Raw genomic sequence first — 14,395 nt, forward strand, 5'->3', positions numbered from 1 at the left:
TCGGGTGTTGGACACGGATAACGGTAGCTCAAATGTGACCGCTGTCCGGCAAAAACAGTATAGCACACGCGCTTGTGTGTGGCACCGGGACATGCCAAGCATTTTTGCAAGCAGAAGGGGAAGAGGCGCGGTTCATGAAGACAGGTCTGGTGGTGTTGTGTCTGGGCTACGTGCTCAGCCAGTTTTTTCGCGCCTTTCTCGCGGTACTAAGCGTCGATCTTGGGCGCGACATCGGCGCCACCCCCGAGGACCTGGCCTTTGCCTCCGGACTTTGGTTTCTGATCTTTGCCGCCATGCAACTGCCGGTGGGCTGGGCGCTCGACCGTGTCGGACCGCGCCTGACAGCTGCTGTTCTGCTGCTGGTCGGAGGCGCAGGCGGCGCGGCCCTGTTTGCCGTAGCCCAGACGCCGTTTCATATCGCCCTTGCAATGGGGCTGATCGGGGTCGGATGCTCGCCTGTCCTGATGGCCTCATACTACATCTTTGCACGGGAATATCCGCCTGCAAAGTTCGCGACATTGGCCGCTGTGATGCTGGGCGTTGGATCTGTTGGCAACCTTGTCGCGTCCTACCCAACCGCACTGGCAGTGGAGCTGATGGGATGGCGAGCAACCATGTGGGTGCTGGCGCTGTTCTCGGGGGCTATTGCGCTGGGCATCTGGGCCACTGTCCACGATCCAAAACGGGTTGAGACTGAACACAAGGGCTCGGTTCTGGATCTTCTGAAAGAGCCCGCCCTGTGGGCTATCCTGCCGCTGATGCTGGTCGCCTACGCCCCATCGGCGGCGACGCGCGGCCTGTGGGCTGGCCCATATCTGAGCGATATCTTCGCCCTCAGCACAACGCAAATCGGGACGGCCACCCTGATCATGGGGGCTGCCATGATTGCGGGGACCTTTGCCTATGGGCCGCTGGACCGCCTGTTGGGTACGCGGAAATGGGTGATTTTCGGCGGCAACGCGCTGGGCGCGGCAGGGCTGGTTCTGATGTGCCTGTGGATCGACAATGCAGTTTGGCTGTCCGTGGCTCTGATGGCGGTCATCGGGTTCCTGGGAGCCAGCTTTCCGGTTATCATGGCCCACGGTCGGGCGTTCGTCGCGCCTCATCTGGTTGGGCGTGGCATGACCTTGCTGAACCTCTTTGGCATTGGCGGCGTGGGCCTCGCGCAATTTGTCACCGGCCGCATCCATGCCGCCACGGTGGACATCAGTCCAACTGCGCCCTACACAGCGATATTCGGCTTTTTCGCCGTAACGCTGGCCATAGGCTGCGTGATCTATCTGTTCAGCCGGGACAGCGTTGACTGATCCCGGCACCTTCAGGAGCATCCATGTCCGACCCGCGTGTCATTGCCCCCAATCTCAAACGTCGACTTTCGGGCGTGACGGCAACGATTGCGCGACTGGTACCGCTGCAGGTGCAATGGATCGACATCGCCGCAACCGGTCCGGGCCTGCCCGTTGATATCCCGCATATCCCACTGGGTCGCCTGCCCTTTCTGTCGCGCAAAACCCTGCGAGTCTGGCACGCGCGGCGCAATACCGAGATGTTGCTGGGCCTGATCCTGCGCAACATCTTCCGCCTGCGCCTGAAACTTCTGTTCACCAGCGCCTCGCAGCGGGCGCATAGCGGTTACACCAAATGGCTGATCGACAAGATGGACGCCGTGGTGGCCACCTCGCGCAAGACCGCCGGGTATCTGGAGCGTGATGCGCAGGTCATCATGCACGGGATCAACCTGCAGGATTTCACCCCGCCCGAAGACAAGGCCGCGGTTCGTGACCGGCTGGGTCTGCCGGATGGGCTGCTGCTGGGGTGCTATGGCCGCATCCGTCACCAGAAAGGCACCGATGCCTTTGTCGATGCGATGATTGATCTGTGCGGGCGATTTGAGGACGTCCACGGCGTTGTTATGGGTCGTGCAACGGAAAAACACACCGGATTTCTGGCCGAGTTGAAGGAAAAGGTGGCCGAGGCGGGGCTGTCCGACCGCATCCTGTTCATGCCCGAGGTAACCGTCGATCAGATTGCCGAGTGGTATCAGGTTCTGGATCTCTTCATCGCACCGCAACGCTGGGAGGGTTTCGGTCTTACGCCGTTAGAGGCGATGGCTTGCGGGGTGCCGGTCGTAGCTACCGACGTGGGTGCGTTCTCCGAGATCGTGACTGATCCGTCGCTGGGCCGCGTTGTCGAACCGGGCAATATCCCCGCTTTGGCTGATGCCGCTGCTGAAATGCTGGAAAACCGCGATTCCCTTGCGCATTCAGGGAAAGCCGCCCGCGCCCATGTCGAGCAGGATTTCGACATCAATACCGAGGCCAAAACCCTTGTCGCCCTCTATGAGCGGCTTCTGAACGGCACGTGACGCGATTTGTCGCCTCAAATCGGTGTCATTGAGCGAAATATGCCCCGAAAACTCTTTTTTCTTTGCTGCAACGCGGCTATGAACGCGCGTCCTTAACTTTGGAGACATGAAATGGGCTATCGCGTCGTTGTCGCCGGCGCCACGGGTAACGTGGGCCGCGAAATGCTGAACATCCTGGCCGAGCGCCAGTTCCCGGTCGATGAAATTGCCGCTCTGGCAAGCCGTCGTTCGCTGGGCACAGAGGTGAGCTTTGGCGACAAGACACTGACGACCCAGGACATCGACACTTTCGACTTTACCGGCTGGGACATGGCGCTTTTCGCCATCGGCTCGGACGCAACCAAGACCTATGGCCCCAAGGCGGCCGCGGCGGGTTGTGTGGTGATCGATAACAGCTCGCTCTATCGCTATGACCCGGACATTCCGCTGATCGTGCCGGAATGTAACCCCGAGGCGATCCACGACTATAAAAACAAGAACATCATCGCGAACCCCAACTGCTCGACCGCGCAGATGGTTGTCGCGCTGAAGCCGCTGCATGACCGCGCCAAGATCAAGCGTGTCGTCGTGTCGACCTATCAGTCGGTTTCGGGTGCTGGTAAGGATGGCATGGATGAGCTGTGGGATCAGACCAAAGCGGTCTATAACCCCACGACCGAAGTGCCGCCGAACAAGTTCCAGAAGCAAATCGCATTCAACGTCATTCCGCAGATCGACGTCTTCATGGAAGACGGTTCGACCAAGGAAGAGTGGAAGATGGTTGTGGAAACCAAAAAGATCGTCGATCCGTCGATCAAGGTCACAGCCACCTGCGTTCGCGTTCCGGTCTTTGTCGGCCATTCCGAGGCCGTGAACATCGAGTTCGAGGAATTCCTGGACGAAGACGAAGCGCGTGACATCCTGCGCGAAGCACCGGGTATCATGGTGATCGACAAACGTGAGGCCGGTGGCTACGTCTCGCCGGTGGAATGCGCGGGCGACTTTGCTACGTTTATCAGCCGTATCCGTCAGGATTCGACCGTTGAGAACGGTATCAACCTGTGGTGCGTCTCGGACAATCTGCGCAAAGGCGCTGCCCTAAACGCGGTCCAGATCGCCGAACTGCTGGGCCGTGAGGTCCTGAAGAAGGGCTAAGCGCTTCCGCGTAACCGGCTTTAGAATTGCCTAAGCCTCGCCCCTAACAGGGCGGGGCTTTTCATTTTGGGATAGCTGGTTTCGCGGGCACCGGGTGCCGCCCTTTACCCCTGCCCCTCGACCAGGACTTTCAGGTTCGTCAGCCCGCGCTCATAATCGCCGCCAACCCATTCATCCATCATCAAACCCATCCAGCGCGACATCGGGTTCATGCCCAGATCGCTTTCAAATCCCCAGGTGACCTGTGTCTGGTCGCCCTCGGGCGTCAGGTCAAACGAAGCCGAAGCCGTCCCCATCGGACCAAAATCCAGGGCTGTTTTGACAGTCTGGTCCGGGATGCTTTCTACGATTTCCTGCGAGCCCGAGCCGACCTGCGGATGATCCGAGGCCCACTTGAGCGTGTTGCCAACTCCCGCCTCTGGTCCGCTATAGGACAGTTGCGTTTCCGGGTCGCGCGACAACCAGGGCGACCATTGCTCGGTCTCTTGCATGGAATTCACGTAGGGAAAGATCGCGCTGGCGGGCGCGTTGATCGTGATGCTGCGTGACAATTCCGCCTTACCGGGCAGCAGATAGGACACGCCAACTAAAACAAGAATAAGAACAATCAGACTGACAAGAACACGTTTAATGAATCGCATGATACGCTCCTGATCCTGAGACTATGCGTCGAGCATATCAAAAAATGGCGCAAAATCAGAGGTCTGATCCACGCCATTTGAATGTCTTTAGAATTTGACTGGCTTAAACGGCCACAAATTTCTTTTCATTGGGGTCATAGCACTGCAACCCACCTTCACCGATATCCGTCCACAGACCGTGCAGGCTGAGCGCCCCGCTTTCCACCGCAGAGGACACAAACGGGAAGGTCATCAGGTTCTCCAGCGAAGCAACGACGGCCTGCCGTTCGAATTGACGCGCCTGCTCGACACTGTCCTCGATATCGGCGACCAATTCGTATTTCGGCTTTAGAATGTCCATCCAGCGACCCACAAAGCTCTCTTTGGCTTCCAGATGGGGGGCATGGCCCTTGCACATGTCGATGCAGCCCTGAACGCCGCCGCATTGCGAGTGGCCCAGCACGATCAGGTGCGCAACCTTTAGGGCAGTGACCGCATACTCGATAGCCGCACTGGTACCATGGTGATCGCCATCGGGCGCATAAGGTGGAACAAGGTTGGCAATATTGCGGTGAATGAAGAATTCACCCTGATCCGCGCCAAAGATCGACGTTACATGGACCCGGCTGTCGCAGCACGAGATCACCATCGCACGGGGGCGCTGGCCTTCGGTTGCCAAGCGGCGATACCAGAATTGATTTTCCGTGTAAGTCGTGGCTTTCCAGCCGTGGTAACGCTTGACCAGATAGGCCGGCAGTGGCTTGGCTAAGTCCATTATCAAGTCCCAGTTCTTATCGTTATTGGTTGCTGTACTCTGAATTCGCGGAAAATTCGACCCATTTTCCTGAAACAGCGCAAGGTTTTGCAAAGGGATTTACTGCAACTCTCCGACTGTGCCGTGGGGGCATGGAATATTGGGGTGAATGAGGTGGATACGATTATCACGCTTGAACACAAGGAAACCGTTCGTCTGGATTTGGACCGGTTGAATGGGCTGTACAACCAACTTGGCGACAAAAACGCGCTGGATATCCTGTGCCGCACGGTCGAGGAACTGGCTGTGCGCCTGTCAAACTGCGAGCGGTTCTGGCGCCAGCGCGACTGGGCCGGGCTGCGCAAATGCGCGCGCTCGCTGGTGGCCATTGCTGAACAGATCGGCATGACCGCGCTGGCTCGTGTGGCTGGCGACGTGGCGCAATGCGTCGATGCCGGGGACGCGGTGGCAACCGGGGCCACACTGTCGCGCCTGATCCGGGTCGGTGAAAAGTCGCTGACCGTGATTTGGGACCAGCAGGATCTTTCGGTCTGACAGGGCTTGCGGACGGATCGTGGGCGGCTAGGCTGGGCGCAAATCGAACAGCCCGAGATGCTCATGACCCTGTCCTTCGCCCCGCCATCCGAAACGTCGCTGCCGCTGCACGTGATTGCGCAACCCGATCTGGACGATTGGTTGAAAGATCAGCCGGAACAGATCGCGCAATGGGTCGAAGCCGGTGGTTTTACCGGGGCGATGGGAAAGGTTCTGTTGATTCCGGGGCCGGACGGTGCGCCTCAAATGGCGTTGGCGGGCTATGGCAAAAACAGCAGCCGGGCGCGCAAACGTTTCCCGCTTGCCGCCGCCGCCGAGGCCTTGCCCAAGGGCAATTATCACATTGCGTCGGGCGTACCTTCGGATGCGCTGAGCACCGAGTGTCTGGGCTGGTTGCTGACGGGATACGCCTTTGACCGCTATGCCAACCAATCACCCGCCAAGGCGCGTCTGGTCGCGCCCGATGGCGTGGATGCTCAGCGAATCGAGGTTTTGGCCAATGCCGAGGCGCTGACCCGTGATCTGGTCAACACTCCGGCCTCGGATATGGGACCTGATCAATTGCAGGCTGCCGCTGAGAATCTGGCCCAGGAATTTGGCGCTACGTGCGACGCCGTTGTGGGCGATGCGCTATTGGAGCAGAACTTTCCGATGATCCACACGGTGGGACGCGCCGCGGCGCAAGCCCCGCGTTTGATCAAGATGACATGGGGCACAACCGGGCCCAAGCTGACATTGGTGGGCAAAGGGGTTTGCTTTGACACGGGCGGGCTGAACCTGAAACCGGGAAATTCGATGGCCCTGATGAAGAAGGATATGGGCGGCGCGGCCAATGTTCTTGGGCTGGCGCGGATGATCATGGCCTTGAAGTTACCCGTGCAACTGCGCGTTTTGATTCCAGCCGTCGAGAACTCGGTTTCCGGCAATGCCTTTCGCCCCGGGGATATTCTGACCTCGCGCAAGGGACTGACGGTCGAGATCAACAACACCGACGCCGAAGGGCGGTTGGTGCTGGCTGATGCCCTTGCGCTGGCGGATGAGGGTGAGCCCGACCTGATCATCTCGATGGCGACGCTGACCGGCGCGGCGCGGGTGGCGGTCGGTCCAGATCTGGCACCTTTCTACACCGACGACGACACTGCGGCGAACGCATTGGCCCGCGCTGCCGCGCAGGCTGCCGATCCGGTCTGGCGGATGCCCTTCCACGAACCCTACGAGACCATGATCGAACCCGGCATTGCCGATCTGGACAACGCGCCTGCAGGCGCATTCGCAGGCTCGATCACAGCCGCCTTGTTCCTGCGGCGCTTTGCAGGTGAAAGCCGCTATATGCATTTCGACATCTATTCCTGGCAGCCGGGCAAAGCCCCCGGTCGCAGCAAAGGTGGCCTGGGTCAGGGACCGCGCGCCTTGCTAACCGCCCTGCCCGAGATCCTGGGTCTGTGACCCGCGCCCGTGTCATAAGGCCTGTCGTCGACCTGCTGCGCTCGCCCGATGGTCCTCGGGACCGGCAGTTGTTGTTCGGGGATACGGTCGATGTGGTTGAAAAAACCGACGGTTGGATCCGATTAGTCGCGGACAAGGATGGCTATCCCGGATGGGTTGCCTCGGATCAGCTGGGGCCGGAGGCATCCGCGACTCACTGGATCACCGCGCCCGCGACCCATGCCTATGCGAAGCCGGATATGAAAAGCCCGGACCGGGTATCGCTGAGTTTCGGCAGCCGGGTGCAGATTTTGTCGGAACAGGGCCGTTTTCTTGAGACCGAGCTGGGCTTTATCCCGGCCATACACGCCAAACTGACCGAAACGCGGCTAACCGACCCGGTCACCGTGGCCGAACTGTTCTTGGGCACACCCTATCTTTGGGGTGGCAACAGCCGGCTCGGCATTGACTGTTCGGGTCTGGTGCAGGCCGGGTTGCTGGCCTGCGGCATCCCCTGCCCCGGCGACAGCGGCGATCAGGAACGTGAGTTGGGCAGTGCTCTGCCTGCAGGGACCGAGCCAAAACGGGGTGATCTGTTGTTCTGGAAGGGCCACGTGGCCTGGGTCTATGGCGATAACATGCTGCTGCACGCCAACGCTTACCATATGGATGTGACGTTTGAGCCGATGGATCAGGCGATTACACGTATTCTGGAACAAGGCGACGGTCCGGTAACGGCCCACAAAAGGCTCTAGTCCAGATCAACGGACCGGATCAGTTTTCGTTCCAGCACGCGCAGCACTGTTCGCAGGTCATGGCCGCGCTTTAGGATGCGGCCGTCCATGCCCACCACCGAATACATCCCCTGCCTGGATCGCAGGCGCGGGTGTTTTTCGACCCGATAGATCGGATGTTCCGCAGTACGTCGGAAAATGGAAAACACCGCCATGTCGCGCAGGTTGGAAATACCATAGTCACGCCATTCTCCGGCGGCGACCATCCGGCCGTAAACGGACAGGATATGTGACATCTCGCGCCGGTCGAACGCGACGGGCATCTGGGCCGAGTTTGCAGAAAACCGGCTGGGAGGCTGCATGTTCATACCCTCAGCCTTGCCGGAAAACGCGTTTGAATCAAGCCTGCAGCCGACCGGTGTGGCATTTTTGGATCGGAGCGCGCTAACGTCGCCCGACCTGTCGGCAGATCAGAATCACCGGCAAAAGCCCGACGGCAAGGATCACCAGAGACGGTACAGCAGCCCCCTCCAACCGCTCATCCGAGGCCAGACGATAGGCCTGAACCGCCAGAGTATCAAAGTTGAACGGGCGCATGATCAGGGTCGCAGGCAGCTCTTTCATCACGTCGACAAAGACAATCAGCAATGCCGTCAGCAGCGACGGCGTCAGGATCGGCAGGTGGACCCGGCGTAAGGTGCCCAGCGGCGATTGGCCCAAAGACCGGGATGCCGCGTCCATATTGGCGTGCACGGTGCTTTGACCCCCCTCATATGCGCTGAGCGCGGCAGCCAGAAAGCGCACCATATAGGCCGCCACCAACAGCCATATCGACCCGGTGACCAGCAGCCCAGTTGAAACATCAAACGTCTCGCGCATCCACGCATCTAATGCGTTATCGAATCTGGCAAAGGGCACCATCAGTCCGACGGCAATTACGCCCCCCGGCACGGCATAGCCCAGCCGCGCCAGATATCCTGCGCTGGATGATCCGCGCCCTGGACGCAGGCGTTGGAAGAATCCCACGCAGATCGCTGCACAGACGGTGACAACCGCCGCCACTCCGGCCAGTGTCAGTGAGTTCTGGATGAACCCAATATAGCGCCGCGACAACAGGTTCTGTTCCGAAGTCAGTCCCATTTGAATCAGGATGAAAACCGGCAGCAGGAACCCAAGCAGCACCGGAATGGCGCATAGGGTAAAGGCCGCGGCGGACTGCCAGCCCTTCAGTTGCGCCGACGGTAAAGAGGCATGGCTTTTGCCCGCCTGATAGTATTTCGCCTTTCCGCGCTGCATCCGCTCGACCACGGCCATGACCAGTGCGAACCCCAACAGGCACAAGGCCAGTTGCGCAGCAGCGGCACGGTCTCCGATCGAGAACCAGCTGGTATAAATGCCGGTCGCAAAGGTCTGAACGCCAAAATAGGCCACTGTGCCGAAATCGGCGATGGTCTCCATGATCGCCAGCAAGACACCGCCCGCAATGGCCGGGCGCGCCATTGGCAGCGACACGTGCCAGAACGCCAGCCACGGGCTTTTGCCCAACGCACGCGCGGCCAGAAAGGCGGTGGCGCTTTGTTGCAGAAACGCGGCACGGGCCAGCAGATAGACATAGGGATACAGTACGAGGATCAGCATCACCGCCGCGCCCTCGGTCGAGCGGATCTCGGGGAACCAATAGTCGCGCGGCCCCCAACCGGTCACCTGCCGCAGTGTGGTCTGTACAATCCCGGGATGGTCCAGAATGAATGTATAGGCGTAGGCCAGCACATAGGCCGGGAAAGCCAGAGGCAACACCAGCGCGATTTCCAGGAAGCGTACCCCCGGAAAACGGGTCATCGTCACCAGCCACGCCGCACCCACACCGATTGAGAACGTGCCAGCAGCAACGAGAACCACCAAAATAACGGTCGTCAGCGCGTAGCCCGGCAAAACCGTCTCTAACAAATGCGAGACCGTATCTGTCCCACCTGTTACCGCCGCCAGAACAACGGCAACCATCGGCAACAGACAGGCGGCAGCAACCAAATAGGCCACAATGGCCACCAATCGGGTGCCCAGCACGCCGCGATTGCGCGTTCCGTGTTCTGAATAGTCGATTTCGGCCATGGACCCGGGTTGTGACTGGCGTTGGCTATTGATCAGCCTTTAATCGACCAAAATGCTAAGAAACACCAGTCTGCGGGGGAACAATTCTGCGGCACATACTGCCGCAGACGTGTTTTGCACTCATTCGTAGACCCTCTGATCCTCGATCACCAGCCCATCCTTGGGCAGCGATCCAGGAGCGACAACCTCGATAGCGCCTTTCAGCTTCAGAACCTCGGCCACGGATTTGGCATAGGCCATATCGTCCCCGCCCGCGCTTTCGATCTGAACGGTCATGGTGTCCATCTCGCCCTGACGGGCTGCGATGACGCGGGCTTTGACGATCTCGTCGTGCTTGTCGACAAGGGCTGCCACCTGTTCCGGTCGCACGAACATGCCTTTGATCTTGGTGGTCTGGTCCGCACGGCCCATCCAGCCCTTGATCCGCAGGTTGGTTCGACCGCAAGGGGAAACACCCGGCATGATCGCGGACAGGTCACCAGTGGCAAAGCGGATCAGCGGGTAATCAGGATTCAGAGAGGTTACCACAACCTCACCCACGTCGCCGGGTGCCACTGGTGTTCCGGTGCCCGGAGTGACGATCTCGACGATGACGTGCTCATCAATGATCATCCCTTCCATCGCGGCGCTTTCATAGGCGATATTGCCCAGATCGGCCGTGGCATAGCATTGCAGGCAGGAAATACCCCGGTCGGCATAGTCCTGACGCAGGGACGGGAACAGAGCCCCGCCGCCGACAACGGCCTTTGTGAATTCAAGGGCCACGCCCATGTCATCAGCTTTGTCCAGAATGACTTTGAGGTAGTCCGGCGTGCCTGCGTAAGCGGTACAGCCAACATCCCGGGCCGCAGTCACCTGCAATTCGGTCTGTCCGGTACCCGCTGGCAACACGGCCGCGCCAACAGCCCGTGCGCCGTTTTCAAAAATCATCCCCGCTGGCGTCAGGTGATAGCCAAAGCAGTTCTGAACGATATCGCCCGGACCCACGCCCGCCGCATTCAGAAACCGCCCCATGCGCCACCAGTCGTGATCCGTGCTGCCCGGTTCGTAGATCGGACCGGGGGATTGGAACACATGATGAAAGTGACGCGCCGGCTTGACGGTGAACCCGCCAAACGGAGGGCGCGACGTCTGCGCCTTGGCCAGATCGGACTTTCGCAGAACCGGAAGTCTGACCAGATCGTCGGCCGAGGTCACGGCATCCGTATCCACATCGGCCAGATGCGCGGCAAAACCCGGCGCGGACAGGGCGCGGCTGATCTGAGTGCGTATCGCCCGCGCCTGATCGGCGGCACGTTCATCGGCTGATCGGGTTTCGAGTGCGTCGTAATAGGTCATCGCCAGATCCTCCATTCCCTTACAGCCACCTCTTGCGGCGGCGGTAAGATCGCACGTCACGGAAACTTTTGCGGCCTTCATCGGACATGCCCAGATAGAATTCTTTCACATCCGGGTTTTCGCGCAGGTCGGCGGCGGGACCGTCCATAACGACGCGCCCCGATTCCAGAATATAGCCGTAATGCGCAAACCTTAGAGCCACATTTGTGTTCTGTTCGGCCAGCAGGAAGGACACGCCCTCTTTCTCGTTCAGGTCCTTCACGATTCCGAAAATCTCTTCGACCAGCTGCGGCGCAAGACCCATCGAGGGTTCGTCCAGCAGGATCGTTTCGGGTCGCGACATCAGGGCCCGGCCCATCGCGACCATCTGTTGCTCACCGCCCGAGGTGTAACCCGCCTGCGACCGGCGGCGTTCCTTGAGGCGGGGGAAATAGGTATAAACCAGTTCAAGGTCCTGCTGAATGGCCGCCTTGCCATCCTTACGGGTATAGGCCCCGGTCAGCAGGTTTTCTTCAACGGTCAGGTGTTCGAAACAATGGCGGCCTTCCATCACCTGGATGACGCCCTTTTCAACCAGATCGGCGGGATCGCTTTCATGCACGCTTGTACCGCGATAAGTGATCGTCCCTTTGGTGACCTCGCCGCGTTCCGAGTGCAGCAGGTTGGAAACAGCCTTCAGCGTTGTCGTCTTGCCCGCGCCATTTCCACCCAACAGGGCCGTAATACCGCCCTTGGGTACGGTCAGGCTGACGCCTTTCAGAACGAGGATCACATGGTTGTAGATCACCTCGATATTGTTGACTTCAAGCAGGGTTTCCGCCTGCACGTCAGTGGTTTGAGCCGCATCCAGCATCCGGGCATGTCCTCGTGCGTGTGTTTGGGTCGGGGCGGCAGCTGCCCGCCACCCCGAAAGTCAAAGCGCCTTAGTTGCAGCGCGTTTCGATGTTGTTTTCTGCCGCGTATGCAGCCGAGTCCTCGGCGATCAGGGCACCGATCACTTCGGCATCGGTCGGCTTAAAGTCCTGAACCGTGTTCCAAGTCTTGGCCGACGCATCCCACTGGACGACACCAACCAAACCTGGGCCACCGTGGTTTTCACAGGTGACCGTGAACTCGGGGCCAAAGCCGCCCATACCAAGCGCATCCATTTTTGCGTTGGTCATTTCCAGAGCTTCCATACCGTCCCGCATCATCGCAGGGGTGATGTCGGCGACACCGTGGATCTCTTGTGCCGTCTTGATCGCCTCGGCAGCCAGCATCGCGGCATAAAGGCCCCGGTTGTACTGCACCGTGCCCAACTGATCCCCGGCACCCGCAGCTTTGCCTGCATCGACAACAAAGGTCTGCAGATCGCCATAGACCGGATAGTCCTTGCCCAGGCCGGTGAAGGTCAGAGCCTTGTATCCATTGGCCTTTTCGCCAGCAGGTTCGACGTCAAATTCGGCACCGGACCACCAGACACCGATGAAGTTTTCCATCGGGAACCGGATGTTTGCAGCTTCTTGCACGGCGACCTGGTTCATGACGCCCCAGCCCCACATGATCACATAGTCAGGCTTGTCGCGGCGGATCTGCAGCCACTGGGACTTTTGTTCCTGTCCCGGGTGATCCACCGGCAGCAATGCCAGCTCATACCCATACTTCTCGGCCAGGGTTTCCAGGGTGCGGATCGGCTCTTTGCCGTAGGCAGAGTTGTGATAGACCAGCGCGATTTTCTTGCCGCTCAAGTCGCCGCCATTCTGCTCGAGCAGATAGTTGATCGCGCCCGAGGCGCCGTTCCAGTAGTTCGCCGGGTAGTTGAATACGTGGCTGAACACCGTGCCATTTGCCGCCGAGGTACGGCCATAGCCCATCGTGTGCAGCGGGATGTTGTCCGCGGTCACTTTGGGGATCAGCTGATAGGTGATACCGGTGGACAGAGGCTGATACACCAGAGCGCCTTCGCCCTTGGTGGACTCATAGCACTCAACACCTTTTTCCGTATTGTATCCGGTTTCGCAGGACACAACGCGGATCGGTTCGCCGCCAACGCCGCCGTCGCGTTCGTTCAGCAGGGTGAAATAGTCGTTGTATCCGTCCGAAAACGGGATACCGCCCGCAGCATATGGTCCGGTCCGATAGCTGAGATCCGGGATCACCAGATCCGCCATCGCCGGCCCTGCGGCCATCAGGGCGCTCAGCGCCATGGTTGCCAGTGTCTTGTTCATCGGGTGTCTCCTCCCTTGGTTAGTCCGATGTTGGGTTCGGGCTTGCGCCGCCCGTCTTATGATTGGGCCTACCCCTAGTGGGGGAACGGCCAGAGTCTGAGTTTCTCTTTCGCCACGCGCCACAGCTGCGCCAGACCATGTGGTTCCAGGATCAGGAACATGATGATCAGCGCGCCGACGATCACCAGTTGCAGGTGTGCCACGATATCGGTGGGCCAGCCCAGGACATCGACGCCGACAACTTTCAGGACCACCGGCAGCAAAACAAGGAACGCCGCGCCTGCAAAGGACCCAAAAATAGACCCTAATCCGCCGATAATGATCATGAACAGCACCAGGAATGATTTCTGAATTCCGAACACTTCGCCAACTTCGACCGCACCAAGGTAGACTGCAAAGAACAGCGCGCCAGCGATGCCGATGAAGAATGAGCTAATGGCAAAGGCGCTCATCTTGGCCTTCAGCGGGTTCACCCCGATAATCTCGGCCGCGATGTCCATATCGCGGATCGCCATCCAGGTGCGCCCGGTGGTGCCACGTGTCAGGTTGCGGGCAATGATGGCGCTGATGGTCAGGAAGATCAGGCAGAACAGATAGGTGGCCGAGGCCGAGGCGTTGGGACCGGTAATGATGATGCCGAACACGTCACGCTCGGGGGCGTTGATCTGACCCGAGGCCGAGTAGTTATAGAACCACGGAACCCGATTAAACAGCCAGACCAGAAAGAACTGCGCCGCCAGTGTGGCAACCGCCAGATAGAAGCCTTTGATCCGCAGGCTCGGCAGACCAAACAGCACTCCGACAATTGCGGTGATGCCTCCGGCAAGAAGGACATGGATGAACATGCTGACATCGGGAAAGGCCGTCATCAGCTTGTAACAGGCATAAGCCCCCACAGCCATGAAGCCCCCGGTGCCCAGCGAGACCTGCCCGCAATAGCCAACAAGGATGTTCAAACCGATCGCGGCAATCGCGTAGATCAGGAACGGCAACAACAGCGCGTTGGCCCAGTAGTCATTGATGATGAAGGGAATGATCCCAAACGCAACTGCCAGAACCACGTAATAGCGATACCGGTCGAACTTGATCGGGAAAGTCTGGCTGTCATCCACGTAAGAGACTTTGAAGTCTCCGGCCTCACGATAGAACATGTC

The 14,395-nt window shown here is 59.4% G+C and carries 14 protein-coding genes; 6 read left to right on the top strand and 8 right to left on the bottom strand.

Annotation, left to right across the window (positions count from 1 at the left end; translation table 11 throughout):
* The first annotated feature begins 134 nt into the window (after window positions 1–134).
* The 3 genes from J7416_RS09165 (at window position 135) to J7416_RS09175 (ending at window position 3,499) form a co-directional block, all read left to right on the top strand.
* The gene (locus J7416_RS09165) at window positions 135–1,307 is read left to right on the top strand and encodes an MFS transporter (protein WP_209224404.1); all 1,173 of its coding nucleotides are present in this window, start codon (window positions 135–137) and stop codon (window positions 1,305–1,307) included.
* A 23-nt stretch (window positions 1,308–1,330) separates the two neighbouring features.
* Complete coding sequence (locus tag J7416_RS09170) at window positions 1,331–2,365, top strand: glycosyltransferase family 4 protein (protein ID WP_209224405.1); 1,035 nt, start codon at window positions 1,331–1,333, stop codon at window positions 2,363–2,365.
* A gap of 111 nt (window positions 2,366–2,476) precedes the next feature.
* On the top strand, window positions 2,477–3,499 hold the full coding sequence (locus J7416_RS09175; protein WP_209224406.1) for an aspartate-semialdehyde dehydrogenase: 1,023 nt from the start codon (window positions 2,477–2,479) through the stop codon (window positions 3,497–3,499).
* A gap of 104 nt (window positions 3,500–3,603) precedes the next feature.
* Here J7416_RS09175 and J7416_RS09180 read toward each other — a convergent pair whose 3' ends face one another.
* Window positions 3,604–4,140: an SRPBCC family protein gene (locus J7416_RS09180; protein WP_209224407.1), complete on the bottom strand. Its 537-nt coding sequence runs from the start codon at window positions 4,138–4,140 to the stop codon at window positions 3,604–3,606.
* A gap of 103 nt (window positions 4,141–4,243) precedes the next feature.
* Window positions 4,244–4,894 (bottom strand): carbonic anhydrase, encoded by a 651-nt coding sequence (locus J7416_RS09185; protein WP_209224408.1) that lies wholly within the window; start codon window positions 4,892–4,894, stop codon window positions 4,244–4,246.
* A gap of 144 nt (window positions 4,895–5,038) precedes the next feature.
* On the opposite strand from J7416_RS09185, the gene J7416_RS09190 reads away from it, so the two are divergent.
* The 3 genes from J7416_RS09190 to J7416_RS09200 all read left to right on the top strand — a co-directional run bounded on the left by J7416_RS09190 (window position 5,039) and on the right by J7416_RS09200 (window position 7,608).
* Complete coding sequence (locus tag J7416_RS09190; protein ID WP_209224409.1) at window positions 5,039–5,428, top strand: hypothetical protein; 390 nt, start codon at window positions 5,039–5,041, stop codon at window positions 5,426–5,428.
* 63 nt (window positions 5,429–5,491) lie between these two features.
* Complete coding sequence (locus tag J7416_RS09195; RefSeq protein WP_209224410.1) at window positions 5,492–6,874, top strand: leucyl aminopeptidase family protein; 1,383 nt, start codon at window positions 5,492–5,494, stop codon at window positions 6,872–6,874.
* A complete protein-coding gene (locus J7416_RS09200; protein WP_209224411.1) occupies window positions 6,871–7,608 on the top strand; it encodes a C40 family peptidase in 738 nt (245 codons plus the stop codon). Before J7416_RS09195 ends, J7416_RS09200 begins: the two co-directional genes overlap by 4 nt.
* Here the strand turns inward: J7416_RS09200 and J7416_RS09205 are convergent.
* The 6 genes from J7416_RS09205 to J7416_RS09230 all read right to left on the bottom strand — a co-directional run bounded on the left by J7416_RS09205 (window position 7,605) and on the right by J7416_RS09230 (window position 14,392).
* Entirely contained in the window at window positions 7,605–7,955 is a 351-nt protein-coding gene (locus tag J7416_RS09205) for a DUF2794 domain-containing protein (RefSeq protein ID WP_170426184.1), read from the bottom strand. The genes J7416_RS09200 and J7416_RS09205 overlap by 4 nt on opposite strands.
* A gap of 76 nt (window positions 7,956–8,031) precedes the next feature.
* The gene (locus tag J7416_RS09210) at window positions 8,032–9,696 is read right to left on the bottom strand and encodes an iron ABC transporter permease (RefSeq protein ID WP_209224412.1); all 1,665 of its coding nucleotides are present in this window, start codon (window positions 9,694–9,696) and stop codon (window positions 8,032–8,034) included.
* A gap of 120 nt (window positions 9,697–9,816) precedes the next feature.
* The gene (locus J7416_RS09215) at window positions 9,817–11,034 is read right to left on the bottom strand and encodes a phenylacetate--CoA ligase family protein (protein ID WP_209224413.1); all 1,218 of its coding nucleotides are present in this window, start codon (window positions 11,032–11,034) and stop codon (window positions 9,817–9,819) included.
* 19 nt (window positions 11,035–11,053) lie between these two features.
* The gene (locus J7416_RS09220; RefSeq protein WP_209224414.1) at window positions 11,054–11,887 is read right to left on the bottom strand and encodes an ABC transporter ATP-binding protein; all 834 of its coding nucleotides are present in this window, start codon (window positions 11,885–11,887) and stop codon (window positions 11,054–11,056) included.
* A gap of 70 nt (window positions 11,888–11,957) precedes the next feature.
* Window positions 11,958–13,241 carry an ABC transporter substrate-binding protein gene (locus tag J7416_RS09225; RefSeq protein ID WP_209224415.1) on the bottom strand — a complete coding sequence of 428 codons (1,284 nt, stop codon included), beginning with the start codon at window positions 13,239–13,241 and terminating at the stop codon, window positions 11,958–11,960.
* Window positions 13,242–13,315: 74 nt separating this feature from the next.
* A complete protein-coding gene (locus tag J7416_RS09230) occupies window positions 13,316–14,392 on the bottom strand; it encodes a branched-chain amino acid ABC transporter permease (RefSeq protein ID WP_209224416.1) in 1,077 nt (358 codons plus the stop codon).
* Window positions 14,393–14,395: the final 3 nt, after the last annotated feature.

Source organism: Ruegeria sp. R14_0 (assembly GCF_017743975.1).
Lineage (GTDB): Bacteria > Pseudomonadota > Alphaproteobacteria > Rhodobacterales > Rhodobacteraceae > Ruegeria.